Source organism: Streptomyces sp. ISL-98, from assembly GCF_018614055.1.
In the GTDB taxonomy this organism is placed as follows: Bacteria; Actinomycetota; Actinomycetes; order Streptomycetales; family Streptomycetaceae; genus Streptomyces; species Streptomyces spiramyceticus.
In genome coordinates, this window is sequence record NZ_JAGGPB010000034.1 from 327665 (window position 1) to 348202 (window position 20538).

The 20538-nt window shown below is 70.4% G+C and carries 39 protein-coding genes; all 39 read right to left on the reverse strand.

From position 1 onward, the window contains the following. Nucleotides 1–93: 93 nt before the first annotated feature. The 39 genes from J7I98_RS23705 to J7I98_RS23890 all read right to left on the reverse strand — a co-directional run bounded on the left by J7I98_RS23705 (nucleotide 94) and on the right by J7I98_RS23890 (nucleotide 20331). Nucleotides 94–312, reverse strand: a complete 219-nt coding sequence (locus tag J7I98_RS23705; RefSeq protein WP_214924978.1) for a hypothetical protein — start codon at nucleotides 310–312, stop codon at nucleotides 94–96. Beyond that, the gene (locus tag J7I98_RS23710) at nucleotides 309–842 is read right to left on the reverse strand and encodes a DUF6221 family protein (RefSeq protein WP_214924981.1); all 534 of its coding nucleotides are present in this window, start codon (nucleotides 840–842) and stop codon (nucleotides 309–311) included. Before J7I98_RS23710 ends, J7I98_RS23705 begins: the two co-directional genes overlap by 4 nt. Further along, nucleotides 835–1011, reverse strand: coding sequence for a hypothetical protein (locus J7I98_RS23715; RefSeq protein WP_214924984.1), 177 nt, complete (start codon nucleotides 1009–1011; stop codon nucleotides 835–837). Before J7I98_RS23715 ends, J7I98_RS23710 begins: the two co-directional genes overlap by 8 nt. Continuing rightward, nucleotides 1008–2195, reverse strand: a complete 1188-nt coding sequence (locus J7I98_RS23720; protein ID WP_214924988.1) for a hypothetical protein — start codon at nucleotides 2193–2195, stop codon at nucleotides 1008–1010. Before J7I98_RS23720 ends, J7I98_RS23715 begins: the two co-directional genes overlap by 4 nt. Continuing rightward, nucleotides 2192–2410 carry a hypothetical protein gene (locus J7I98_RS23725; protein ID WP_214924991.1) on the reverse strand — a complete coding sequence of 73 codons (219 nt, stop codon included), beginning with the start codon at nucleotides 2408–2410 and terminating at the stop codon, nucleotides 2192–2194. The genes J7I98_RS23720 and J7I98_RS23725 overlap by 4 nt, the downstream gene beginning before the upstream one ends. 50 nt (nucleotides 2411–2460) lie before the next feature. After that, nucleotides 2461–2694: a hypothetical protein gene (locus tag J7I98_RS23730; RefSeq protein ID WP_214924992.1), complete on the reverse strand. Its 234-nt coding sequence runs from the start codon at nucleotides 2692–2694 to the stop codon at nucleotides 2461–2463. Next, nucleotides 2694–3002, reverse strand: a complete 309-nt coding sequence (locus J7I98_RS23735) for a hypothetical protein (RefSeq protein ID WP_214924995.1) — start codon at nucleotides 3000–3002, stop codon at nucleotides 2694–2696. The genes J7I98_RS23730 and J7I98_RS23735 overlap by 1 nt, the downstream gene beginning before the upstream one ends. Further along, nucleotides 2995–3417: a hypothetical protein gene (locus tag J7I98_RS23740; RefSeq protein ID WP_214924997.1), complete on the reverse strand. Its 423-nt coding sequence runs from the start codon at nucleotides 3415–3417 to the stop codon at nucleotides 2995–2997. Before J7I98_RS23740 ends, J7I98_RS23735 begins: the two co-directional genes overlap by 8 nt. Nucleotides 3418–3544: 127 nt before the next feature. Beyond that, a complete protein-coding gene (locus tag J7I98_RS41260; RefSeq protein WP_251021042.1) occupies nucleotides 3545–3976 on the reverse strand; it encodes a hypothetical protein in 432 nt (143 codons plus the stop codon). A 105-nt stretch (nucleotides 3977–4081) separates the two neighbouring features. Next, nucleotides 4082–4510, reverse strand: a complete 429-nt coding sequence (locus J7I98_RS23750; RefSeq protein WP_214924999.1) for an SLOG family protein — start codon at nucleotides 4508–4510, stop codon at nucleotides 4082–4084. Further along, entirely contained in the window at nucleotides 4507–5100 is a 594-nt protein-coding gene (locus tag J7I98_RS23755) for a hypothetical protein (protein ID WP_214925003.1), read from the reverse strand. The genes J7I98_RS23750 and J7I98_RS23755 overlap by 4 nt, the downstream gene beginning before the upstream one ends. Beyond that, on the reverse strand, nucleotides 5097–5483 hold the full coding sequence (locus tag J7I98_RS23760; protein ID WP_214925006.1) for a hypothetical protein: 387 nt from the start codon (nucleotides 5481–5483) through the stop codon (nucleotides 5097–5099). Before J7I98_RS23760 ends, J7I98_RS23755 begins: the two co-directional genes overlap by 4 nt. Continuing rightward, on the reverse strand, nucleotides 5480–6406 hold the full coding sequence (locus J7I98_RS23765) for a hypothetical protein (protein WP_214925008.1): 927 nt from the start codon (nucleotides 6404–6406) through the stop codon (nucleotides 5480–5482). The genes J7I98_RS23760 and J7I98_RS23765 overlap by 4 nt, the downstream gene beginning before the upstream one ends. Before the next feature lie 73 nt (nucleotides 6407–6479). Beyond that, complete coding sequence (locus J7I98_RS23770) at nucleotides 6480–6740, reverse strand: hypothetical protein (RefSeq protein ID WP_214925010.1); 261 nt, start codon at nucleotides 6738–6740, stop codon at nucleotides 6480–6482. 141 nt (nucleotides 6741–6881) lie between these two features. Then, a complete protein-coding gene (locus J7I98_RS23775) occupies nucleotides 6882–7130 on the reverse strand; it encodes a hypothetical protein (protein ID WP_214925012.1) in 249 nt (82 codons plus the stop codon). 344 nt (nucleotides 7131–7474) lie between these two features. Next, nucleotides 7475–8986 carry a DnaB-like helicase N-terminal domain-containing protein gene (locus J7I98_RS23780; protein WP_214925016.1) on the reverse strand — a complete coding sequence of 504 codons (1512 nt, stop codon included), beginning with the start codon at nucleotides 8984–8986 and terminating at the stop codon, nucleotides 7475–7477. A gap of 17 nt (nucleotides 8987–9003) precedes the next feature. Then, nucleotides 9004–9306 (reverse strand): hypothetical protein, encoded by a 303-nt coding sequence (locus J7I98_RS23785; protein WP_214925018.1) that lies wholly within the window; start codon nucleotides 9304–9306, stop codon nucleotides 9004–9006. After that, nucleotides 9306–9440: a hypothetical protein gene (locus tag J7I98_RS42305; RefSeq protein WP_285438068.1), complete on the reverse strand. Its 135-nt coding sequence runs from the start codon at nucleotides 9438–9440 to the stop codon at nucleotides 9306–9308. Before J7I98_RS42305 ends, J7I98_RS23785 begins: the two co-directional genes overlap by 1 nt. Beyond that, entirely contained in the window at nucleotides 9440–10270 is an 831-nt protein-coding gene (locus tag J7I98_RS23790) for a DUF2303 family protein (protein WP_214925019.1), read from the reverse strand. Before J7I98_RS23790 ends, J7I98_RS42305 begins: the two co-directional genes overlap by 1 nt. Before the next feature lie 2 nt (nucleotides 10271–10272). Further along, complete coding sequence (locus tag J7I98_RS23795; RefSeq protein ID WP_214925020.1) at nucleotides 10273–10644, reverse strand: hypothetical protein; 372 nt, start codon at nucleotides 10642–10644, stop codon at nucleotides 10273–10275. Next, nucleotides 10641–10877, reverse strand: coding sequence for a hypothetical protein (locus J7I98_RS23800; RefSeq protein WP_214925021.1), 237 nt, complete (start codon nucleotides 10875–10877; stop codon nucleotides 10641–10643). The genes J7I98_RS23795 and J7I98_RS23800 overlap by 4 nt, the downstream gene beginning before the upstream one ends. Continuing rightward, entirely contained in the window at nucleotides 10874–11101 is a 228-nt protein-coding gene (locus J7I98_RS23805) for a WhiB family transcriptional regulator (protein ID WP_214925216.1), read from the reverse strand. Before J7I98_RS23805 ends, J7I98_RS23800 begins: the two co-directional genes overlap by 4 nt. 20 nt (nucleotides 11102–11121) lie before the next feature. Next, nucleotides 11122–11373 (reverse strand): WhiB family transcriptional regulator, encoded by a 252-nt coding sequence (locus J7I98_RS23810; protein WP_214925022.1) that lies wholly within the window; start codon nucleotides 11371–11373, stop codon nucleotides 11122–11124. Next, nucleotides 11370–11996, reverse strand: a complete 627-nt coding sequence (locus J7I98_RS23815; RefSeq protein WP_214925025.1) for a hypothetical protein — start codon at nucleotides 11994–11996, stop codon at nucleotides 11370–11372. Before J7I98_RS23815 ends, J7I98_RS23810 begins: the two co-directional genes overlap by 4 nt. Continuing rightward, entirely contained in the window at nucleotides 11993–13504 is a 1512-nt protein-coding gene (locus tag J7I98_RS23820; protein ID WP_214925026.1) for a DNA cytosine methyltransferase, read from the reverse strand. The genes J7I98_RS23815 and J7I98_RS23820 overlap by 4 nt, the downstream gene beginning before the upstream one ends. After that, complete coding sequence (locus tag J7I98_RS23825; RefSeq protein ID WP_214925027.1) at nucleotides 13501–13713, reverse strand: hypothetical protein; 213 nt, start codon at nucleotides 13711–13713, stop codon at nucleotides 13501–13503. Before J7I98_RS23825 ends, J7I98_RS23820 begins: the two co-directional genes overlap by 4 nt. Beyond that, nucleotides 13710–14030, reverse strand: a complete 321-nt coding sequence (locus tag J7I98_RS23830) for a hypothetical protein (RefSeq protein ID WP_214925032.1) — start codon at nucleotides 14028–14030, stop codon at nucleotides 13710–13712. Before J7I98_RS23830 ends, J7I98_RS23825 begins: the two co-directional genes overlap by 4 nt. Beyond that, the gene (locus tag J7I98_RS23835) at nucleotides 14030–14755 is read right to left on the reverse strand and encodes an exonuclease domain-containing protein (protein WP_214925035.1); all 726 of its coding nucleotides are present in this window, start codon (nucleotides 14753–14755) and stop codon (nucleotides 14030–14032) included. The genes J7I98_RS23830 and J7I98_RS23835 overlap by 1 nt, the downstream gene beginning before the upstream one ends. Continuing rightward, entirely contained in the window at nucleotides 14752–15354 is a 603-nt protein-coding gene (locus J7I98_RS23840; protein WP_214925038.1) for a hypothetical protein, read from the reverse strand. The genes J7I98_RS23835 and J7I98_RS23840 overlap by 4 nt, the downstream gene beginning before the upstream one ends. Beyond that, nucleotides 15351–16229 carry a hypothetical protein gene (locus J7I98_RS23845; protein WP_214925041.1) on the reverse strand — a complete coding sequence of 293 codons (879 nt, stop codon included), beginning with the start codon at nucleotides 16227–16229 and terminating at the stop codon, nucleotides 15351–15353. Before J7I98_RS23845 ends, J7I98_RS23840 begins: the two co-directional genes overlap by 4 nt. Continuing rightward, a complete protein-coding gene (locus J7I98_RS23850) occupies nucleotides 16226–17101 on the reverse strand; it encodes a PD-(D/E)XK nuclease-like domain-containing protein (protein ID WP_214925043.1) in 876 nt (291 codons plus the stop codon). Before J7I98_RS23850 ends, J7I98_RS23845 begins: the two co-directional genes overlap by 4 nt. Continuing rightward, the gene (locus J7I98_RS23855; protein WP_214925047.1) at nucleotides 17101–17385 is read right to left on the reverse strand and encodes a hypothetical protein; all 285 of its coding nucleotides are present in this window, start codon (nucleotides 17383–17385) and stop codon (nucleotides 17101–17103) included. Before J7I98_RS23855 ends, J7I98_RS23850 begins: the two co-directional genes overlap by 1 nt. Further along, the gene (locus tag J7I98_RS23860) at nucleotides 17385–17618 is read right to left on the reverse strand and encodes a hypothetical protein (protein ID WP_214925049.1); all 234 of its coding nucleotides are present in this window, start codon (nucleotides 17616–17618) and stop codon (nucleotides 17385–17387) included. The genes J7I98_RS23855 and J7I98_RS23860 overlap by 1 nt, the downstream gene beginning before the upstream one ends. Continuing rightward, nucleotides 17618–18313 (reverse strand): hypothetical protein, encoded by a 696-nt coding sequence (locus J7I98_RS23865; protein ID WP_214925064.1) that lies wholly within the window; start codon nucleotides 18311–18313, stop codon nucleotides 17618–17620. The genes J7I98_RS23860 and J7I98_RS23865 overlap by 1 nt, the downstream gene beginning before the upstream one ends. Further along, complete coding sequence (locus tag J7I98_RS23870; protein WP_214925067.1) at nucleotides 18310–18684, reverse strand: hypothetical protein; 375 nt, start codon at nucleotides 18682–18684, stop codon at nucleotides 18310–18312. Before J7I98_RS23870 ends, J7I98_RS23865 begins: the two co-directional genes overlap by 4 nt. 78 nt (nucleotides 18685–18762) lie before the next feature. Then, nucleotides 18763–19335: a hypothetical protein gene (locus J7I98_RS23875; RefSeq protein ID WP_214925071.1), complete on the reverse strand. Its 573-nt coding sequence runs from the start codon at nucleotides 19333–19335 to the stop codon at nucleotides 18763–18765. Beyond that, the gene (locus tag J7I98_RS23880) at nucleotides 19332–19775 is read right to left on the reverse strand and encodes a hypothetical protein (protein ID WP_308377904.1); all 444 of its coding nucleotides are present in this window, start codon (nucleotides 19773–19775) and stop codon (nucleotides 19332–19334) included. Before J7I98_RS23880 ends, J7I98_RS23875 begins: the two co-directional genes overlap by 4 nt. An 83-nt stretch (nucleotides 19776–19858) precedes the next feature. Beyond that, nucleotides 19859–20047 carry a hypothetical protein gene (locus J7I98_RS23885; protein WP_214925078.1) on the reverse strand — a complete coding sequence of 63 codons (189 nt, stop codon included), beginning with the start codon at nucleotides 20045–20047 and terminating at the stop codon, nucleotides 19859–19861. Further along, the gene (locus tag J7I98_RS23890) at nucleotides 20044–20331 is read right to left on the reverse strand and encodes a helix-turn-helix transcriptional regulator (protein ID WP_214925081.1); all 288 of its coding nucleotides are present in this window, start codon (nucleotides 20329–20331) and stop codon (nucleotides 20044–20046) included. Before J7I98_RS23890 ends, J7I98_RS23885 begins: the two co-directional genes overlap by 4 nt. Nucleotides 20332–20538: the final 207 nt, after the last annotated feature.

The following is a 20538-nucleotide window of genomic DNA, read 5'->3' on the forward strand; positions in this document are numbered from 1 at the left end:
GAGGCGGGGGCTCACGTGTGTCCGAGGAGCGCCAGCAGCTCGGAGCCTCAGCGTAACGGCGGGCACTGACAGCCGGCGGGGATCAGGTGGCGCTCACCGCTGCTCCTTGTCGAGGGCGCGGATGGTAGGGCACGGGTAGGGCACGCCGTCGTTGCGGGTGCACTCGGAGCAGGTCTCGTATTCGTTCCGGTGCAGGTCCCGGATGCGGTGGATTCGGGCGCTGGCGGCGGCGAGCATTTCGGCGAGTTGGAGTTCGTCGAAGCTGGCGAGGAGGGCGCGGGCGGGCTCGCTGGCGTCGTCGTAGGTGCTCACGGTTGTGCCTTCCAGTTCGGCCCACGGAGTGCGGGCGGGACGCTGCTCGTCGGGTTGGCGCTGAGGAGTCGGACGAGCGCCGTGAGGTTCACGGGCGGCTTCGGGGCGGGGCGTTCCGGTTCGGGCCGGTCGAGGGCGGCGCGCTGCTCGTCGGTGAGCCCGTAGCCCTCGGCGAGCGCGAGCAGGGTGGGGCAGTCGTTGACGTGCTCGGTGATCGGCTCGGGGCAGTAGCTGGCGTCGTAGCCGCAGCCTTCGCAGGCGTAGTGGCTGGGCCAGCCGTCGCCCTTGGGTGCGTGTTCGGCGAGGATCTTGCGGTCGGCGGCGCAGCGGCGGAGGACCGTGGCCGGGTCGTGCTCGCTGATGTGCTCGGCGATCGGCCCGGCCTCGGTGGTGAGCGGCCAGCCCTCGCCGACGTCGACGGCGGCCGTGCAGGGCTGCGGCCAGTCGAGGTGGCCGTAGTGGGCGGCGCGCTTGGCGAGGTCCTCGCGCTGGCGGATCTTCCGGGTGATCCATTCGCGGAGGTCAGGCACCGGGCTGCTCCTCGCGCTGGCACGAGGGGTAGCAGCGGTCAACAGGCTGCTCGGTGGGCGCAGTCATGACGCTGGCGTGGACGTCGAGGGTGCGCCGTTGGCAGGCGTGGCAGTGCGGGAGTGACGTGCCGGTGATCCGACGCCAGAGGGTGCGGAGGTGGTTCTTCACGGCTGCTGCTCCTCGTCGATACGGATGGTGTCGCAGAGCCGGGCCTTGTGATCCATCAACTGGCATTCGCTGGCGGTGGCCTGGTTGCGCGCGGCAGCTTCGGCGACTTCGAGGCGCTTGGCGGGGGTGGCCCGGTTCCACTGCCAGATCCACTGGGCGGGGGTGGCGGCGGTGTACTCGTCGAGGTGCGGCTCCTCGCCCTCGTGAAGGGCGGCGAGTTCGGCGCGTAGCTGACCAACGACGGCCTCGGCTGCATCGGCCCGCAGCCTGTAGGTCTCCAGGGCTGCACACGCCTGCTTGTACGCCCACGCGGTGGGGTACGGCTGCCGGTCGTGGGCGATGGCGAGGTCACGCTCGCGGCGCAGCTGTTCCATGCCCCGGTCCCGCACGGCCATCACGGCGTCAGCCAAGTCCCCGTCAGTGGCCGCCCCGTACAGGCCGATCTCCCCGCGCCACGGGGACGCTGCGGGCGCGCCGGCCTGCTGGAGCCGTGAGCGGATCGCTGCTGCGTAGTCCTCGCGCAGGCTGTCCGATGCGGCGCCTGGAGCCGTGTCCGGACTGTCCGGGGGGCTGTCCGCTGTTGTCCGGACAGCGTCCGGGGTGCGCCAGTCCTTGACGAGTTCCAGCGTCAGCGTGCTGCTCGCCGCGTCGTACCCGGTGACCCGGTAGGCCACCTGGTCGGCAATCTCGATGACGTCCGGGCCGGGCATGGACAGGGTGGAGTTCGCGGAGGCGAGCGCGTCGAGGGCGATGCTGCTGTGCTGCGGGGCTTGGGTGACGATGATGCCGCGGCCGCGGTGGCGGGTGAGGACGATGTCGCTGGGCTCGACGGCTGGAGGGTGGTCCTCGGCGAGGTGGCGTGCTGCTTCCCTGCGGGCTGCGTCTTCGCTGCGGTGGTCGAGGCCGACCCAGCCAAAGCAGGAGTCGTCGCCCCAGCAGCGCCACGCCCAGGCTTGGTGGCCGTGGTCGTGGCGGTACTGGTTGATGGCGATGAACTCGGGCAGTGGCGCGGTTGGCTGCCGCTCGACGACGGCGGCCTTGGCGTCCTTGAGTCGTGCGGCCATGGCGGTGATCCCTTCGTCCAGTTGCTCGACTTCGGGCGGGAGGATCGTGCCGCGGCGGACGCGGTCGACGAGGTGGTGCAGGTCGGCTTCGGCTTTGTCCAGCATGCGGGTGTCGGTCACCGCTGCTCCTCGGTCTCACGGGGGTGCGGAGTGCCTGCGGCCTTGCCTGGCCAGTCGTGCGCCATGGCCTGCCCGCACCAGCAGCCCTCGCCATCCCCGAGCGCGGAGCCGCGGGTGTCGGGGTGGCGGTTGTCGCGGTAGCGGACGCGGTTGTACTTGGCGGCGGCGGAGTTCTCTGCGGCGGTGTTGGCGCGGACGCGCTTGGGGTCTGCCATGGGTGCTCCTGGGCTGGGGCCCGGCCGCGCTACGGCCGGGCCGGGGGTGGTCAGTGGTCGTCGCCGAACGCGGGTGCGTCGTACATGTCTTGGAGGCGGCGGCGCTCCCGCACCCGGCGGGCCTTGATCCACAGGGAGCCGGTGAGGATGAGTGCCTGCCCGCCGACCATGGGGAGCCACCAGTCGGGCGTCTCGCTGAGGAGGAGGTAGCCGAGGCCGGTGGCGATGGCTGCGGCGAGGGCGCCGATGAGGAAGGTGTGGAGGATGTCGAGGCGGGTGGGCATCAGGCGTCCTTCGGGTCGGTCGTATCGGGGCCCTGCGGCTGGTGGGCGGAGCCGAGGTACGTGAAGCGGGTCAGGAAGTCGACGCGACGCAGGGCGTGAGCGTCGGTCGAGGCCACCGGGGTGTCGTCGTAGATGACCCAGTCGGCGGCGACTTCGAGGACCCAGTACGTGGTTGCCGTGGCATTACTGCGCCAGGTGGTGCCGGGGCGCAGGGCGCTGCTCGTGTCCCAGTGGGCGCGGCAGAGGTGCTCCATCACTTGACCGCAGAGGCAGGTGAGGCGGATACGGGTCGGTGAGGGGTCAGGCATCGGGGCCTCCGGTCGGGGCCGTGGCGGGCCCTGGTGGGGGCGTGGGCGGGCTGAGCCAGTCGGGTGGGGCATCGGGACACTCGGTGGCGGCGCCGACCGGGCAGCGGGGCGCGTGGCTGCGGCCGCCGGTCGCGGTCCAGAACTGGCAGCACGGGACGAGGAGTAGGCCGACGATCGCTGACTCGTCCAGGGACTCCTCGTCGAGGAGGGCTGCGCGGCGGGCCCGCTCATGCCGGACCAGGTCTGCCCGGTGCGCGGCGGCCTCACGGTGGCTCGCTGCAGCGAGGATGACGCCCATACCAATGGCGAGGGCTGCGGCCCATGGTTCGTCGCGGCGCCACATGATGGTGGCGGAGAGGCCGGCGCCCGCTGCTCCGATGGTGAGGGCTATCTGGTGGCGGCGGTAGCTGCTCACGGTGTCTCCTCGGTGGGCTGGTCGTCATGGCAGGTGCAGGAGCAGTCGGTCTCGCCGACTTCGCAGCAAGGGATCCAACGGCCGTCGACGTAGTGGCGGCCGGCGTGGGCCCACGGGCGGTAGCTGCTCACTTCTGCTCACCGCCGAGGAGGTCGCGGATCGCTTCGGCCGCCACCTCTGCGGCTTCCTGCGGCGTGGGGCCCCGAAGAACCGGGAGCGGGCCGTTGCCCGGCAGTTGAACGCACATCTGGTCCTCGGGAGCACCGTCAGCGAACCGCTCAGCAAGGGCGAGGGTGATGCGCTCCTGCACTTCGAGGGCGCGGGTACGCGCACAGCAGCGGCCATCTTGGGTGTGGACGCCGTGGTCGGCGAACGCGGCGACGATGGCGGGGTCGTCGAGGAAGTCTTCGAGGGACTCGTCTTCGGTGTCCCAGTCGCCGTCTTGGAGGCCCTTGATGAGGTCGCCGAGGACTTTCCGCTTGGTGGTGTCGTCGGCGCTGGTGTTGATGAGGGCGCGGGCGACGGGGTTGAAGATCTCGTTAGCGCTGGACCATCCCATGACGGGCCTTTCGGTTGAGGCGGCGGCAGAGTGCGCCGAGGCTGAGGCGGAGGGCGGAGAGGAGGGGCATGGCGGGGATCGCCATGCCCAACCAGCGAGCAGCGGTCACGTGATGAACCGTCGTGTCGGGATGCCGGCCGCCTCAGTGAGGTCGGCGCAGCCACTGGCACCGTGCGAGCCGTGCGGGCGGGGCCGTGAGCACCTGGCCTTCGTGCACGGGCTGATGAACGCGGCGCACACATCAGCGCCGAGGGCGACCATGTGCCGGTTGCGGATGGGGCCGCACTGGGGCCACTGGCCGTGGTCGCTGGCGTGGTGCCGTTCGATGGTGATGCGGGCGCCGCGCTGCTGGTGCCAGCGCGCCCACTGGTCGGCGTGGGCGTCGGCCCCGGTGGGGCAGGCTCCGTGGACGAGGGTGAACGGCTGGCCCAGGAAGGTGGTTGCGGCGAGCAGCGCGGTGAGCTGGCGGCTCACGGCCAGTTCGTCGGGCCAGTCGCGGGAGCCGGTGACGAGGACGCGGTACGTGGTGATCACGAAGGCTGCCCTCCCGCGCGCCGGCAGTCCGGGTAGGCCCGGGACAGGTGGTACTTGGCCCCGCCGCCCCAGTCCTGGCCGGGCCCGGGGATGGGCCCGAACCAGGTGTGACCGGTGCCGGTGATCGTGCGTTTGCAGTGGGCGCAGTTCCACGGCGGGCTCGGCCTTGTCGTGGCGACAAGCTCGGCGTACACGGCACTGGCCCGCTCGACGTCCCGGCACCGCCGGTCGCAGCGCTGCCCGTCGTACGGCTGCCGGATCTCCGACCCGGTCCGCTGCAACTGGACCTGGTGCAGCCGGGCGTGGAGCTCCTCGGCGGTCTTCCACGCCACATCAGCGGGCGTCCGGTGCGGGCTGCGGGTGCAGCCGCGGAACTCCATCTGCGCCAGGTTGGTGATGCGGTTCGTCCGGTCGTCTCGGCGTGCGGCGTGGGAGTGGAGCCAGCGGGCGAATGTCGGGGCGAGGACGGTGTACGGCGCCTCGCCGTCTCCGGCGCAGCCGTGGGCGTACAGGGCGCCTGTCTTGCGGAGGCGGATCTCCTGGCCGCAGGGCTCGCAGAGGCCGAGCTTGGGCAGCGGGTAGTGGGTCACGGCTGTTCCCCCTTGGTGGGCGGCTGCTCGATGGTGGTGATCGTCGTGGTGCGCACCACCCGGTACGGCCAGGACGCCGGGCTTGCCTCCCAGCGGGCGAGGTCTTCCAGTGCCTCGCTGCGCCGACCGCGGGGCGGCGCGTAGCCGGTCCACTGGCCGTTGGCGCGCTGGGCTTCCACGGTCCACGTGGTGGCTGGCGGCCGGGCCTCGTCGAGCGCACCGGGCGGGAGGACTTCCCGGCCGATGTACACGGCGACAGCCACGGTGAGGGACCCGACGAGCTCGGGCGTGGTGTCCGGGTCGCCGAGCCGGATCGGGGTGTCGCGGAGCGCCTTGGCGATCACCCGGGCGAGAGGCGCGAGTTCGGCCAGGTCGCCGCTCACAGCTGCTCCCCGCCGACCACGAACGGCGCCGCCTCGACGAGGCTGTACTCCAAGGCAGGGAAGTTGCGGCGCCGGTGCGCGAGAGCGGCCTCAGCCTGCGGGCGTTCGGCGGCCGTGTACGTATCGATCAGAGTCCACTCGCCTCGCCCGAGCCCGCAGACCAGGGCCCACTCCTGGACGACCGGCGTCGCCGTGTCTGCGGGCTGCTCGGCGCGGAGACGAGTCGCAGCCTCCCTCCACCGGGCGATCACTTCGCGCGCCGCTTCGGGCTCCAGATAGTCGCCGCAGTCACACGCAAGGCAGTTGTCCTCGAAGTGCCGCTGCGCGGGGTGCCCGCAGATGCAGACCACCATGGCGGCGGGCTGTGCGGCGCGGCGCACCAGCTCGTCGAGCATCCCGGCCGACCCCGGAACGGCACGGGCAAGGATGCCGTTGCGGAGCATCTCGCTCGGGAACTCCACCTCACAGCTGACCCCGCAGTACTGGTGGCCACCCGCCGCGTGGTTTCGCTCGGTCTCCAGTCGGTCCGCGCGCTGCTCGTCGCTCTCGGCCTCCGTTGCGCTCGGGTGCTCGCCGGGGTTGGCCCGCCGGTCGAGGTCGGACACCCAAGCGGCGCAGACGGCGGCGACCTGGATCAGCTCGGTGCGCAGCTTGGCCGGGTCGGACTCGGCTGCGGCCTCCGCGAACTCCTCCAGAGCGATGTCCAGCCACGTGACGTGTCCCTCGCTTGCGAGCTGGTCGGTGTTCTCGCGTGCGCAGTTGGCGACGTACCCGGCCGGGCCGGTGAACGCCCAGATCCGGTCGGGGTGGGTGCCGTCGCGGTGGCGCTGGTCGCCGAACTTGGCGAGTTGCCGCTGCCGTTCGGCGTCGATCTCCTCGGCGAACTGCTTCACGCCGGGGGTGGTGAAGAGGGTGGGGTACATGGGCTGCTCCTTGTGGTGTGATCGGTGGGTGCCGCCCCGCACTGCCCGCGGGGCGGCCGCTTTGCGTGCGGGCTCAGTCGTCGGTGGGTTCGGTGAGGTGCCATCCGCCGCAGTGGTCGCAGAAGGCAGGAACTTGGGCGATGCCGAGGAGTCCGGCGTCCACGGATTCGGTCTGGGCGAGGCTGGCGGTACGGATCGGGGGCTCCCCCGTAGCCGGGCAGATGGCTGGTATGCGGGCGGGGATGGTGCGGGCTTGGTGTGGTGGGGTCCAGCGGGTCATGAGGCGGCGTTCCCGTTGTTTTGGGGTGCGGTTGGTGCGGTCAGTTGTGGTCATTGGTGCCACCAGGTGGGCCAGTTGGGGTGGCCGGTGATGGTGCCGGTGGTGGTTATGACGAGGAGGACGTAGAGGACGACGGCGATCACGACTGCTCGCTCGTGGCGTAGGTGCGGGTGCGGTTGTGGCGGCGGTAGGTCTTCATCGGCTGGCCTTGGCGAGCCGGATTCGGCGGGTGGCGTTGCGGTGGTCGCCCTGTCGATCGAAGGTTCCGTTCCGTACGCCGTCGTGCAGGAGGTTGCTGGCGGTGACTGCCTTGATGTCGCTGGCGCCGGTCATGGCGGTGACGACATCGGTCCAGGGCTGCCAGGCACCTCCTGTCAGGAGGGCGAGCGCGGCGTTCCAAGCGGGTGCCAGTCGGGTGCTGCTGGTGGGGTTGAAGGTGGCCATGAGGGTCTCCGTGTGATGGGTGGTTCGGGTGCTTCGGGGGTGGTGCAACCCCCTCCTCCCCTTTAGGGGAGGGGGTTGCGTGAAGCTCTGCGTGAAGCGAGCGTGAAGCTGTGACCTGCGGGTTCCTTGATCAACGTGAAGCGCGTGAAGTTTGGCGTGAAGCGGTGCGTGAAGCGGGGGTGCGTGAAGCGGCGTGAAGCGGTGCGTGAAGCTGTGAGCAGGCAGTTCCTTGATCAACGTGAAGCGCGTGAAGCGTTCGTGAAGCCGAATTTCCTTGATCAACGTGAAGCGCGTGAAGCGCCGCGTGAAGGTGGTACTGAATCCGGACATGCCCTTTTCGCCCCTCATTCCGGAAGCACCCCCTGCTCGTCGAACGCAGCGAAGTAGGCGACCGGAGCAGTGCGCGAATTGCCCGTCTTGCGCATCACCGCGAGCCCCTGCTCGACGTACTGGTCCAAGCGGCGCCGCGACTTCTCGATCTCCGACGTGGTCGGCTTCGACTTCGGGTTCGGGTAGAGGTTCACCGCGAGCGCCGCAGGCGTCAGCCCGGCACTCCCCGACGCCTTCAGCAGGCCGAGAATGTCCACCTGGTGCCACACCTCGGTGCGCCCCCGCGGGTGGTCGTGCTTCAACTTCCACGGGCCGACTTCCCCGGCCGGCTGCTTCAGGTGGCGCAGCGACACGATGGGTTCACCGGCGGAGCCCCAGAGGCTGACGACGGACCCGGCCCCGGCGGTGATCCAGGTGGAGCCGTACAGCTCGTCGAGGCTGGTGGCTTCTTTGCCGCCTTCCTTGCCGCCGCCTTGCTTGCGGTGGTGGTGCAGCCCGACGACTTCGATGCCTTCGACGAGGGTTCTCTGGATGGCCTGGTTGATGGCCTGGCCGCCTTCCTCGGAGGCGAGTTCACCGGCCATGTCCTTGAGGGAGTCGAGGCATACGGCGTCTGCGCCGGCGGCCTCGCAGAGGCGGAGCAGGATGCCGGGGTTTTTGATGAAGTCGGAGGGTGGCGGGCCGGGCCAGAACACGAGGCGTTCGTCGAGGAGTTCACGGTCCTCCGGCTTGACCATGCGCGCCATGGACCGGGCGGCCTGCTGGGGGCGGTCGGAGGCCAGGTACAGGAAGCGCTTGAACCGGTGGACGGGCAGGCCGAGGACGCCACCGTGGAGGACGCCGATCGCGTTGAGGATGACCTGCTGGGCGACGGTGGTCTTGCCGACACCGGACGGCCCGGCGATCAGGAGCGCTTCGCCTTCGGCCCACAGCACCTGCTCGCTGTAGCCCCAGATGGCGGGGACGGTGTCGGGCCGGTCGAGGATGAAGGAGCCGCCGCCGATGAGTCGCGCGGCGAACGGGTCGGTGGCGTTGGTGGTCGCGGCCTGCTTGAGGTAGCCGCTCAGTTGCCCTTCGAGGGTGTCGGGGTCGCCGCCGGTGAGGACCCCGGCGCGGAGCCGGATGGCGAGGTCGTTGATGCGTCGGACGCGGGCTTTCTGGCGGATCGCCTCGGCGAAGTGCGGTGCCATGCCGGCGCTGATGTAGTCGGCGCCGAGCTTGTTGATCAGGTTTCCGTCGTCGACTTCGCGGAGGCGGCCGAGCTTGTCGATCTCGGCCTTGACGGTGACGGGGTGGAGGGCCTTCTCCTCGGCGACGATGCCGCCCACGACGTCCCAGATGAGCCGGATGGCGGGCTGGTAGATGTCGTCCCGCTTGATGACCTCGGCGCACTCCTTGTACGCGGTGGCGCTGTGCAGGATGGCGCCGGCCACGAGATCCTCGGCCTCGGCGTCGTGGGGTGCCGTCCGGTCGGGGCCGTCGTGGTCCGCCTGGTCGCGCGGGTTCATGTGGCGGACGTTCTCCACGGGCGGGGCTCCTAGGGTCAGAAGAGGGTGTCTGCCGACTGCCGGTCGCAGCGGTGTTCGGTGACGTGCTGGTGGGGGCAGTCCGTGCGGTGCCAGGTGGTGATCCAGGTGAGGCGTGGGGGCCCGTACTTGGAGGTCCGGAGGCACCAGATGAGGCGGTTGGGTTCGCGGATGGCGGCCTGCTGCTCGGCGTCGAGTGCTGTGAGGTCTGCGGTGACGGTCAGGGCAGCCCGGTCGCCGACGAGCTGGGTGAGGATGGGCGCGCGGCAGGTCCGGCAGCGGGAGTCGTCGCTGCGAGGCCGTGCCGCGCGCCCGGCCATCAGTCCTGCTCGGCTTCAGCCACGCAGGACTCGCAGGCGATCTGGTCCTCTACGTAGGCGATCTCGTCGCCTTCCTCGATGTCTCCTCCGCAGTGCTGGCACTCGGAGTCGAATCGGGCGTTGAACTTGCGCATCAGGCGGGGCTCCCGTTCATGACGGGCTGCTCGATGGCCTCGCCGATGGCGGTGACGACGTCACCGAACGCGGTGGCGAGGATGTCGCCGGGGCGCTCGAGCTTGTAGCCGATGCGCAGCTGCGTGTCGACGATCCGGTGCCGCAGCCGGGCGGTGACCTTGTAGCCCTGTGACCCGTCGAACGGGACGAGGCCGACGATGAACGTCTCCGGGATGGTGAGCTGCCCCTTTTGCCCTGCCTTGGCGGTGACGGTCTCGACGTACTCGAACTGCCGCTGTCCGGTGGCCAGTCGCGTACCGGACTTGAAATCGACCTTGCTTGTGGCCTGGAAGGACTGGGCGATCTCGAGCATCTCGGCGGCCGCGGGCTCGAGGAGCTCGGGCAGGTGGTCCTCGAGGAACTCGGCGAACTGCTCCTGGCTGACGAGCTTGCCGTCCAGCTCCTTCCACTGCTTCCACGCGTCGGTGGTGCGCAGCGCGAGGGTGAGCCGGTGCCCGGACCAGCGCGCGGTGTCGGCCTGGTGGGCGTCGAGGACGGCGGTGATGGTGAGCCGCTCGGCGTCCGCGTACACCTCGGTGTCGCTGTCGGCGTGCTTGTCGAAGTAGGCGGCGAAGCTGGTGGCGTCGCGGACGGTGGTGGTGCCCTGCTTCCGCGGCGGGGTGCCGGTGTGCTCGGGGCCGGTGAGGTCGACCTTGTGGACGCCCTGCCGGGTGTGGAAGGCGTAGACCTTGCCGGGCTCCAGCTCGGCCGGGCGGGCGGCGAGGAGGGCGGTGTCGACGATGGTCTGCGCTTCGCCGGGGGTGCTGGCGAGCTCGGTGGAGTAGGTCATGTTCAGGCGTCCTTGAAGGTGTTGGTGGTGGGTGCGGTACGGAAGTCGATGGCCATCTGGCGCGGGTCCTCACGGACCGGGTTGCCGTCGTCGTCGAGGAAGTACAGGGACTTGACCGGGGTGGGCTTGGGGGCCTTGACGGTCGACTCGACGCCGATCGGGAGCGGGGCGGACTCGACGCCGTTGGCCGGGGGGTCGACGACGAGGGTGATGACGAGGGCCCCCTTCTTGCCGTGGGCGCGGACGGCTTCGAGGAGGTCGTGGAACTCGGTGGACAGGGCTTCGGCGGTGCGGCCGTTGAGGTGTCCGGCGATGAACGCGGCGAGGTCGGCGCGCTCGGTCTCGGTCTCGGTCTCGGTGTGCTGGATGGTCATGCGGCGTGTGCTCCTTGGTGGTTGGCGGTGCAGTTGGCGGGGTGGTCTGTGCGGATCCGGGCGACGAACTCCTGGACGGCTATGGGGCCCTTGACGGGGCCCTCGGTGGTGCGGCAGAGGAGGCACTCGTAGCGGGCGCGGGGTGGCTGGACCCATGTGCCGCCGTCCGCGCTGGTCTTGGTTCGCCGGCCGAGGTCGACGAACAGGGCGGCGGTGATCCGGAGGGCGGTCACGCGGCTGCCCTCCGCTGCTCGGTACGGCCCCGCTTGAGCTTCCTACGCTCGTTCTCGGACAGACCGCCCCATACGCCCTGCCTCTCGGGGGTCGTGAGCGCGTACTCCAGGCACTCGGTGCGGACCTCGCACGCCATGCAGATCCGGCGGACGGGCGCGCTGATCACCCCGGTCTCCGGGTAGAACAGCTCGGGGTCGACCTGCGCGCACAGCGCGTCGGCCATCCACGGCGGCGGGGAGGCGATCACCGGGCCACCGCCTTGGACTTGTCGTACTGGTAGCGGCGCTGGCTGCCGGTGAGGCCGCCGCGGATCCCGAACCTGTTTTCCTTGCTCGCCGGACCTTCGGTGCGCATGGCCTCGTCGAGGCAGATCAGCTCGACGGAACACCCGGCACAGATCTGCTTGGCCGTCTCGATACCGAGCTTGTCTCCGGAGTTGGGAAACATGAGGTCCGGGTCCGGAATGCATGCGCCGTGCTGCTGCCAGTTCGTCATCGGGCTACCGCCACGGTGGCCGTCGGCCAGTGCACAGTGTCGAGAGCGCGGCGCTGCTGCTGCGGGAGGGTGAGCAGCGGGTAGCCGAGCCAGTCCAGGCCCATCGCGACGAACACGGCGGCGTCGGCGGCGTCGTACCGGCCGGTGCCCTCGCACCAGATGCCGAGCTGCTCAACGACGAAGCTGTGAACCATGCCCTTGGCGATCCGGGCACGCTTCTCGCGCGGCTGGTCCTGCGCCGGGTTTGCCTTCCCCGTCGCGTAGATCGTCCGCAGGTGCGGGTTCGCCACCCCGTACGGGATGCCGCGCCGGAACAGACCTTGCGTGATGAGCCACCACAGGCCGGCGCGCTCGTGGTGCCCCGCCTGCAACTGCTGTCCGTACGCCGGTCCTTCGATGACGACGAGGTCGGCGGCCTTGGTGCGGTCGGTGATCTCGTCGAGGAGCCAGCCGAGGCGGGCGTGGCCGGTCTGCTTCTTGGGGCGGATGGCGTCGGCCCAGTCGGCTCCGGCGATGCCGCAGGAGGTGAGGGACGGGTCGAGGCCGATGACGAGGGGGCGGGGCCCCGCCGCTGGCCGGGTGGCCGGGGCGGGGTCCTGCTCGAAAAGGGTCGGGGTGCTCATGCCAGCACCGCCTTGACGCGTCCACCGAGCCACTGCGCGACGTTGCACGACACGGCGTTTCCGGCCTGCATGGTCTGCTCGCCCTTGTTGCCGAGGACGATGTACTCCTCCGGGAACCGCTGCGCGAGGAGCTGCTCCCGCGGCTGGATCATCCGGTAGTGACAGTCCTCCAGCGCAGGCGCCGGACCGAGGAGCCCCGCCGAGTCGACCGTGCCGAGCGTGTGCAGCGGTTCTCCGACCGACTTGGTGGCGGCGTTTCGGTACGGGACGACGAGCCAGTGGTGGCGCCCCTGCCCGGTCACCGTGTCGACGGGCTCAGACACCGGGCGGGCAGTGGAGTTGCGGCGCAGGGTGACGATGAACGAGTCGTCGGCCGGCGGCGGGACGGCGAGCGCATGGCCGTCGCGGGCCGTGACGGTCCCGAACGGCTCGGCGATGCTGCGCACCATGTCGACTGGGCGGGCGTTGCCGCCGTAGTTCTTGACGTAGAACGCGCCGTCTGGCACGAGGATCGCGTCACCGATCTTCGCAGTGCGGGCCGGGAGCGGCGCGGCGTCCGCCGGGAAGGAACGCCCGTCGTGGCCGCCGTGGTTGACGGTGACCACCATGCGCCGGTCGCCGAGGAGTTCGAGGCCCTTGCGGATCCGGGTCACGGTGTTCGCGGCGAGCGGGGGCAGCTTGTGCTGCGGGCGGTCGCCGATCAGTACGCCGAGGTTCGTCCAGTCGATGATGGACGCGGCTGGGCGGACGTACGGTTCGACGATCGCGTGGCGGCAGCGGGGCCCGTTGGGGCAGCGGTAGACGTACTGCTGCCCGTACTTGCCGAGCTTGCGGGCGCCCGGCTTCTTCCACGACTGGACTGCGGCCACGTTCTCCTCGCACACCGTGCACCAGGCGCGGGGGCGGGGCTCGACGTCCGGGAGCGGGATGTCCTGGCGGGTGAGGACGATGTAGATGCGGTCACGCCACTGCGGTGCCGGGGCGTTGGTGTCGTCGCCCGCGTGCGCTGAGGACAGGGACACGAACTGGTGGCGGTAGCCGAGGGTGCGCATCCCGGCGAGCCAGATGTCGAACAGCTCCCAGTCCGCTGCTTCCATCACGTTCTCGACGAGGACGGCCTTGTAGCGGTGGACTTCGGCGGCGCGGATGACGTCCCAGAAGGTGGCCCGGGTGCGGTCGAACGCGCCGGTGGGTACGTGTCCGTACTCTTCGAGGGCGACTTGGCCGTGCCCGGCGTCGGTCTTGCGGTTCTTGCGCCTGCGTCCGCCTGCGGGGCTCAGCTCTGTGCAGATCGGGGAGGCCCAGAGCACGTCGGTGCTGGGCAGGCGGCGCATGTCGTAGTTGTTGACGTCCGCGCAGAGGTGGTCGGCGTCGCGGTGGTTCGCGGCGTGGGTCTCGATCGCGCGGGCCCAGTGGTTCGCGGCGAGGGTCAGCTCGTAGCCGGCGGCGACGAGCCCGGTGGAGGAGCCTCCAGCGCCGCAGAAGATGTCGGTGAACGTGAGGGTCATTGGGTACCTGCCGGGGTGGTGGTGCCGCAGCTGGTGCACGTCCAGGCGCCGTCGGGCTCCGGGGTGTGCGGGCGGGTGAGGTGGGCGCAGGTGGTGGTGTCGCACCTCAGCCAGCGGGTGCCGGGCTGCGGGTCGACGAACGCGGCCGGGGCCGGGGTGGCGCGGTGGCGGCCGCGGGGCCGGATCACGGAGGGAATGTGGAGCTTCACGGCTGCACCTCGCGCGGCTTGTCCGTACGACGGTCCTGCCTGTGGGCCCCTGCGGCGATCTGCGGGTTGTCCAGGCCGAGGAGGTTGTCGAGCTGGCCCTCCAGGGAGCGGATCCGCCGGTCTCGTGCGTGGATGGCGTCGAGGTAGCGGGCGCAGGCACGGAGAGCGCGCTCTCGGCGCTGGTCGACGCGCACGACGGTGCCGACAGCGTTCCCCTGGAGCACTCCAGCGAGGGTGATCGCGTTGCTGCGCTGGCCGGTCCGTACTTCGAGGAGCTGACGGAGGCGGGCGATCTCGCGCCCCTTGGAACCGAACATCAGGCTTCTCCTCGCTGGTGTGGGATGAGGGGCCATTCCGTGCGTACGCCGTCGGCCCACGACTCCTTGCCGGGTGTCCGGGCGAAGTGGTCCCGCAGTGACTCGCCCTGCTCGCGAGCCCAAGCGATCTGCTGGGCGTGCAGCTGCTCCAGCGGCAGGGCGGCCAACTCCGGCCGGGTCGCGCCGATCCGCCACGCGACTCGGCAGGCGGCGACTGCGTCGGCGTCGGCCGAGTGCGCGCCGTCGAGACGAACCCCGTAGTGCTGGCACAGAGCGGTGAGCGTGCGGGACCCGCGGCGGCGGCTGACGTGCTTGTCCAAGACGCGGGGGTCGATGACGCGCAGGTCGGTGCCGACCGCATCGACGAGCGGGGTGACACCGTGTCGGCGGGCCTCGCGGTCGAGGAGCGTCAGGTCGTACGACGCGTTCATCACGACGACCGGGACCCCGGACAGCACAACCTGCGTGAGCGCGGCGATCAACTCGGTGACGACCTCCGCCGCCGGCCTGCCCTCGGCGCGGGCCCGCTCGGTCGTGATGCCGTGGACCTTCGCGGCGCCCTCGGGAATCTCCATCCCGCCGACGTCAGACAGCCAGGAAGCCGATTGAGCGGGGCTGCCGCCGCCGCACTGCACGACGCACGCCGTAACGATGCGGTCGTTCTCGACGTCGACTCCCGAAGTCTCCAGGTCAAAGCCACAGAGGCGGCCTTCGTGCCAGGTCATGCGATTCCCCCCTTGGCCGTGCGGCGGCCGCGTTCGTTCTCCCTGTGGCAGGCGCGGCAGTAGCGGCGTCCGCGGTAGAGCCGGGTGTTCTCCGGCGTGTAGTCGTGGCCGTTGCGGCAGCGGCGGCGCAGTAGCCGCGGGCGCCGGTTGTTGGCCTGCTCCTTGGGCGTGGCCCACCGGCAGTTGCCTGGCTCGTAGTTGCCGTTGGTGTCGATCCGGTCGATGGAGTGCGCAGGTGTGGGACGCGGCCCCATGTCGGCGTAGAAGCTGACGAAGTCGAGCCAGCGTTCGCAGACGGAGATGCCACGGCCGCCGTAGTCGGGCCAGTCCTTACCGTTGGGGTCCCCACATCGATCGCGCATGTGGTGCCAGACGCGGTACTCCGGCGTCTTACTCAGGCCGTGGGTGCTGTTCCTGACGCTCGCCACTTCCCGGCGGAGGCAGCCGCAGGATTGGGTGCGCCCCCACTCTCCGAAGAGGACCGAGTGCGCTTGGCCGCAGTCGCAGCGGCACTGCACGCGACGCTCACCCGGCTGCCGTTCGACCGTGACGGTGAGCCTGCCGTGGCGCTCACCGGCGGGGATGATGCGAGGCATCATGCGCGGGCCCCCGATCCGGGCTGCGCGGCGGTCGGCCACTCCGTCGAACTGTCGGCCGAAGGCGCAGCCGTCGCGGCCTGCTGCTGGATCTCATCGACCGTGACCCGAGGCAGCGGGAACTCCTCGTCGGCCGTGACCTCGCCCCGCTGGATCGACTGGAAGGCGACGAGGAGTTGCGCCACGTCGTGCTCGGTCCACTTGCCCGACGGGCGCCCTAGCTTCGTTTCGATGCGGTCCTGCGTCACGCCGATGCCCTCGAACGCGCGGATGGCGTCGGCGATGCGCTGCGGCAGGGGCTTGCCTCCGCCGTCGGAGAGGGTCTTCGTGCAGATCTGCTTGGCCTCTTCGACGAACCAGGGCGGCAGGATCGCGAAGATCGCCTCACGGACGCGGCGGGCACCGTTGTTGGCGTTGTTCTCGTAGATGTCCCGCATGTCGGTGAGCTGCTTGGGGCCGCCCTTTTGGTCCCTCTTGTGGGGGACGATGAACGTCGAGCTGTTGCGGGAGTTCTTCTCGACGTCCCAGGCGAATGCCTGCATCTCGGACTGGCCGAACTCGTCGTCGCGGCGCATCTCGACGAGGCCGTACTGGATGTTGCCCCAGCAGCGGGCCAGCTCGCGGGCGAGGTGGACGGAGGGGCCGGTGATGTTTCCGGAGCCGCGGCTGTACCGGAAGAACGCGCGCTCGGCGAGGAACATTTGCTGGCAGGACTGGCGCATCTCGGCGATGGCGTTGTTGATGTCTCGCGGGCACTGCTGGGCGACGATGATTGCGGCCTGGACCTCGGCGACGGCGCGGGACTGCTCGACCGCGGTTCCCTGCCCGACCCGAGCGGGGGCGGCGGCTGGGGTCATGCGCTCTGCGGGGTAGTTCACAGGTACTCCTCGGTGTCACGGATCTCGGCCCACGGGGGCAGGGAGAGGTAGGCGATCTCGTCGCTGTAGCCAGGCCACTGGCCGGTAGCCGTGCACTCGGCGAAGATCTCCAGGGCCCGGCGGTTACGGGCCGCGCCGATCCGGCGGGCAGCGGCGTCCATCTCGACGACCGTCACCACGTACGGGGCGGTCTTCTCCTGGCAGACGAAGACGAACGCCGCGTCGTCGCCCGCTAGGTCCAGCGCTCGGGCGCCGGCGCGGTACCAGTCGTCCTGCTGGTGGTAGCCGAACTCGTCGACAGCGCGCGCGAGGGCGGCCGGTTCGGCAGATCGGCACGTCTTGTAGTCGGGGATGATCAGTCGTCCGCTGCGGGCGTCGGGCAGCCAGTCGAACCGGGCTCGGCGCATCACGCCGGTGGGCTGGTCGCGCCAGAACAGGGACTGCTCCGGGCGCCCGCGCGCCGGGTCAAACAGGACGGAGGCGACGGCGTGGCGGCGCAGCGCGTCGGCCATCGCGTGCACCTGCTCGTACTCGGCGGGCTTCAGGGGGATGCCGCCCTCGGAGCGCACCTCGGCGACGTCCGCCTTGACGGCGTTGGTCGTCCACTTGTCGGCGTCGATCCGTACGAGGTCGGGCCCTTCGCCGAGGACGAGTTTGTGCGCGGCGGAGCCGAGATCGAACGTCTTCTTCGGCTCCTGGGGGGTGTCCTGCGCGTGCCGGAAGAGGGCGGGGCAGGATGGCGGGAGGAGTCGGCGGGCGCCGCTGGAGGAGAGCGACCCTCGGTCGGCGTGGTACTCCTCGTTGGTCATCTGGTAGATGCCGGGCTCGGTGATGGGCTCGGCCGCGGTCTGAGGCTGCACGGCGGTGGCCATCAGGCGTTGCCTCCGGTCTTGCGGCAGGTGTAGAAGCGGCGTGGTGTCCCGTCGCCGTGCCGGGTGAGGTGGCCTGCGGCCTCAAGGCGCGCGAAGTGGCGGCGGATGGTGGCGCGGTAGGTGTGCTTGCGCAGCAGGCGCCGGTACACGGGCTTGGCTCGTCCGACGGTCCACTCGCCGCGATCGCGCTTGATGACGGCCAGCAGGTGCGCCATGGCGTCGATTCGCCGGGGGCGCCGCCCGGCGGCCGGGGCCGAAGCCCCGACCATCGGTGTCGTCGTCATCAGGCGTCGCCCCCGTCGGCAGCGGGTGTTCCGAATGGCTGGCCGACGTCGAAGCGCGGGCCGCCAGCGGAGTCGTATGCGTCCTTGTAGGCGGCTTCGTTGGCGGCCTGGCTGGCGGCCAGCCGGCCCTCCAGGGCCGCCACGTGGGCCCGAAGCTTGCGGAGTTCGGCGAGGGCGTGGATTTCCCTCGGGCTTGGGGTGCTGGTGGTCATCAGGAATCCGAATCGGGCCATCAGGCACCGCCCTTCAGGGTGTAGTAGCGGGCGCCCTTGACCTCGTGCACCTTCAGGAAGCCCTCGGCCGCCAGCGCGGCGAGGTCCTTTCGGGCGGTGTGCTGGCCTGCGGCGATCCCGGCTGCGGTGTAGGCGTCGGCGGCTCGGCCGGACTTCCATCGGCCGCCGTGGGCGGTGATCTGCTGGCGGAGGTAGGCGCGGCGGGCGTTCTCCTCGTCCGGTTGGGGAGCGGCCTTGGGCGGCGTGTAGGGGTGGAGCCAGGCGGCCTCGTCGTTGAGGCAGGGGAGGCATCCTTCGCCGCCGGTGCTGCCGAGGCGGTTGTGGGCTGTCGGGGCGTGCTCGCAGGTAGCGCACGGTTGGGGAGTGGACTCGCCCGTGGGGGTGTCCTTCTCGCCCTGCTCGGCAACCCCCCACGGGCGCTGGGCCGCTGCGTGCTCGACCCGGTTCGCCATCTTGAGCAGGAGGTCCGCAGCGCCGCGCTGGTCGTGCTCTTCGAGTTCGAAAGCAGCCTGCCGCAGCACATGCGCCTCGACGGGGCGAGAGGCGAGTTCGGCACGCAGCAGCTCGATCTCCGCGTCAGCCACGGCCATGACGGGGTCGACATGCGCTCGTACGTCAGCGAAGAGTCCAGCAAGGTTCTTGACCTTCAAGACTGCCGCCGCGTACCGCTCGCGCCGCTCGTCGCGGGCGCTCATGCGGCACCTGCTTCACGCTGCGTCGGCACGGACTTCAGCGCGCCGATCGACTGGAGCCGGTCCGCGAGACGCATCACCTGCGCCCCGTACACCGGAATCCGCCCGTCGTCCGCGACCTCGGCCAGCAGCTCGGCGACCTGTACGTCCCGCTGGTGTGCGGCGTGTGAGTCCGGGCCCTGGTGAGCGGCGGACCGGTTGAGTTCGGCGATGTCGACGAGCTCGGAGAGGAGGCTTTCCCCGTCCTCCTCGGCGGCGTGCGCCAGGTTGAGGAGGATCGCGGTCAGGTAGTGCGACACGTCGATGGTCGCGCCGGTCGGCAGCGAGTCGACATAGATGCGGTACGGCCCGTCAACGGGCATACGGTCAGGCATCGGTGCCTCCGAGCAGGATGAGCAGCGCCAGGAACCCAGCGCAGAGGGCGGCGAAGAGGAGCAGGTACGCGACGGCGATCACGGCGTCACCTCGGGCAGGTCCCGGAGCGTCCGGTACTCGTGGTGCAGCGGCGAGTCGTGCGGGTCCTCGACGGCGGCGGTCTGCCGGGCGATCAGCGCGCGGAGCTTGGTGACCTGCGGCCGTACGTCGTCAACCACCTGGGTTGGACGGGCCTGCGCGAGGGGCAGCGCTTCGAGCGCGTGGTCCAGCGGGTCCATCAAGTGCCGCTGTTCGGCGGCCTGGCCGAGCTGGTGCTCCAGCTCCGCGACCCGCGCCTGCAGCGCGTTGCACTCCATCTGCACGGTGAGCTCTTCGGCCACGGTCTCTCGCAATGCCTCCTGCAAGTCCCGTGTCCGAGCGGCGTACCGGTCAGCGGCGCTGCCAGTCGCGAGAGCGCGGGTGCGGGCCCTTCGCCACGCGATGCGGTAGCGCTCGCAGCGGGCCCGCAGTTCGGCCAGTTCGGCGGCGGTCTCCGGGGACTGGAGCAGGCACGCCGACTCCAGCGCATATGCAATCCCCGCAGCCGTCTGCCGGGTCTGCTGCGCAGCAAAGATCACACCCGCCGCAGCCGCGACGCGCTTCGCGTTCACGCCGACACCTCCGACGCGTCAGCAGCCGGGTACAGCACCGCGCACACCGACTCCGTGGTCCGACCCACAACGTCGCACCACGACGCCAGGTGGAACTCGGCCGCCATGTCGTCGTCGCCGTACGGACCGCACCCGTCGACAAGCAGCCGGTCAGCCAGGAAACGGATAGCCAGCGAGGCGAGCGGGGTCTCCGTGTGCGGGTCGCCGCTCACAGCAGTACGGATCGCGCCGGTCACGCACATCGGCCGGGTGGCGTGCGGGGTGGTCAGCACGCGGTCGAAAGCGTCCGCGACCATGTCACCTTGGTGCAGGTGGTTCGTGGCCATGACGCGGGCAGCGGCGCGGTATACGCCGGCCAGAGTGGTCGGTTGGGGTGGTGCGATGTCCGTCACGCGGATCGTCCGCTGCCATCCGGCGGGGAGATCGATAGGCTGTGTCACGGTGTCCTCGTTTCTGTGTGGATGAGGTGCCGAAGGGGTTCCTGGACCAAGCCCGGTCCGGGGGCCCCGCTTTATGTGGTGGGTCAGGCGGCGCGCGGTGCGGGCACGCTGACCACCGGGTGACGAGCGGACTCGAAGACCGCCCGCAGTTGCATGAGTTGTTCGGGGCGAAGAGCCGGAGCAGCGTCGACCGATTCCCGGATCGCCTTCACAGCGGCGGGCCCGAGACGCTGTTCCGCTGCGGCGCGGCTGAACGGTGCGGCGGTGGTCATGCGGTCACCGACAGGCGAGGCCGGGTCGTGCTCGACTCGGCGCGCTGGACGGGGATGAAGAGGACGAGGAGATCGACGCCGAGCGCGTTCGTGATGCGCTCGGCTGCGTCGGTGAAGACGCCCTCTTGTTCTCCCGTGAGGAGGTTGCCGATGGTCCCGTGGGGGACGCTGGCGCGGTCGGCGAGCTGTCGAACGCTCACGGAGTCACCGCGCCCGGTGCGTCGCATCAGCAGCTCCAGGAGTTGGATGCTGACGAGCTTGTAGCGAAGGACAGGTGTGGTCACGTCCACCTCGTGCAGTAGTTCGTTGCACTGCTTGGATGGATGAAGCATTGCATAGCTTGGACGGAACGTCCAGCGTCTTGGATGTGGTGTGTGGTTTCGGTCAAAACTCGGAGGCGGCCTAGGCAGGGTTGCCTTAATCCATGGACAATCTGTCCAGCGCGTGAAATGACCAACGCGCGCTATCAGGGGGTATGCAGCTCGCACCCC

What these genes read in the sequence shown, in the direction of transcription:
- J7I98_RS23725 (WP_214924991.1), bottom strand. Translation starts at nt 2,410, where the DNA reads ATGGCAGACCCCAAGCGCGTCCGCGCCAACACCGCCGCAGAGAACTCC.
- J7I98_RS23730 (WP_214924992.1), bottom strand. Translation starts at nt 2,694, where the DNA reads ATGCCCACCCGCCTCGACATCCTCCACACCTTCCTCATCGGCGCCCTC.
- J7I98_RS23735 (WP_214924995.1), bottom strand. Translation starts at nt 3,002, where the DNA reads ATGCCTGACCCCTCACCGACCCGTATCCGCCTCACCTGCCTCTGCGGT.
- J7I98_RS41260 (WP_251021042.1), bottom strand. Translation starts at nt 3,976, where the DNA reads ATGGGATGGTCCAGCGCTAACGAGATCTTCAACCCCGTCGCCCGCGCC.
- J7I98_RS23765 (WP_214925008.1), bottom strand. Translation starts at nt 6,406, where the DNA reads ATGTACCCCACCCTCTTCACCACCCCCGGCGTGAAGCAGTTCGCCGAG.
- J7I98_RS23770 (WP_214925010.1), bottom strand. Translation starts at nt 6,740, where the DNA reads ATGACCACAACTGACCGCACCAACCGCACCCCAAAACAACGGGAACGC.
- J7I98_RS23775 (WP_214925012.1), bottom strand. Translation starts at nt 7,130, where the DNA reads ATGGCCACCTTCAACCCCACCAGCAGCACCCGACTGGCACCCGCTTGG.
- J7I98_RS23785 (WP_214925018.1), bottom strand. Translation starts at nt 9,306, where the DNA reads ATGGCCGGGCGCGCGGCACGGCCTCGCAGCGACGACTCCCGCTGCCGG.
- J7I98_RS42305 (WP_285438068.1), bottom strand. Translation starts at nt 9,440, where the DNA reads ATGCGCAAGTTCAACGCCCGATTCGACTCCGAGTGCCAGCACTGCGGA.
- J7I98_RS23790 (WP_214925019.1), bottom strand. Translation starts at nt 10,270, where the DNA reads ATGACCTACTCCACCGAGCTCGCCAGCACCCCCGGCGAAGCGCAGACC.
- J7I98_RS23795 (WP_214925020.1), bottom strand. Translation starts at nt 10,644, where the DNA reads ATGACCATCCAGCACACCGAGACCGAGACCGAGACCGAGCGCGCCGAC.
- J7I98_RS23805 (WP_214925216.1), bottom strand. Translation starts at nt 11,101, where the DNA reads ATGGCCGACGCGCTGTGCGCGCAGGTCGACCCCGAGCTGTTCTACCCG.
- J7I98_RS23810 (WP_214925022.1), bottom strand. Translation starts at nt 11,373, where the DNA reads ATGACGAACTGGCAGCAGCACGGCGCATGCATTCCGGACCCGGACCTC.
- J7I98_RS23815 (WP_214925025.1), bottom strand. Translation starts at nt 11,996, where the DNA reads ATGAGCACCCCGACCCTTTTCGAGCAGGACCCCGCCCCGGCCACCCGG.
- J7I98_RS23820 (WP_214925026.1), bottom strand. Translation starts at nt 13,504, where the DNA reads ATGACCCTCACGTTCACCGACATCTTCTGCGGCGCTGGAGGCTCCTCC.
- J7I98_RS23830 (WP_214925032.1), bottom strand. Translation starts at nt 14,030, where the DNA reads ATGTTCGGTTCCAAGGGGCGCGAGATCGCCCGCCTCCGTCAGCTCCTC.
- J7I98_RS23835 (WP_214925035.1), bottom strand. Translation starts at nt 14,755, where the DNA reads ATGACCTGGCACGAAGGCCGCCTCTGTGGCTTTGACCTGGAGACTTCG.
- J7I98_RS23840 (WP_214925038.1), bottom strand. Translation starts at nt 15,354, where the DNA reads ATGATGCCTCGCATCATCCCCGCCGGTGAGCGCCACGGCAGGCTCACC.
- J7I98_RS23850 (WP_214925043.1), bottom strand. Translation starts at nt 17,101, where the DNA reads ATGGCCACCGCCGTGCAGCCTCAGACCGCGGCCGAGCCCATCACCGAG.
- J7I98_RS23855 (WP_214925047.1), bottom strand. Translation starts at nt 17,385, where the DNA reads ATGACGACGACACCGATGGTCGGGGCTTCGGCCCCGGCCGCCGGGCGG.
- J7I98_RS23860 (WP_214925049.1), bottom strand. Translation starts at nt 17,618, where the DNA reads ATGGCCCGATTCGGATTCCTGATGACCACCAGCACCCCAAGCCCGAGG.
- J7I98_RS23865 (WP_214925064.1), bottom strand. Translation starts at nt 18,313, where the DNA reads ATGAGCGCCCGCGACGAGCGGCGCGAGCGGTACGCGGCGGCAGTCTTG.
- J7I98_RS23870 (WP_214925067.1), bottom strand. Translation starts at nt 18,684, where the DNA reads ATGCCTGACCGTATGCCCGTTGACGGGCCGTACCGCATCTATGTCGAC.
- J7I98_RS23885 (WP_214925078.1), bottom strand. Translation starts at nt 20,047, where the DNA reads ATGACCACCGCCGCACCGTTCAGCCGCGCCGCAGCGGAACAGCGTCTC.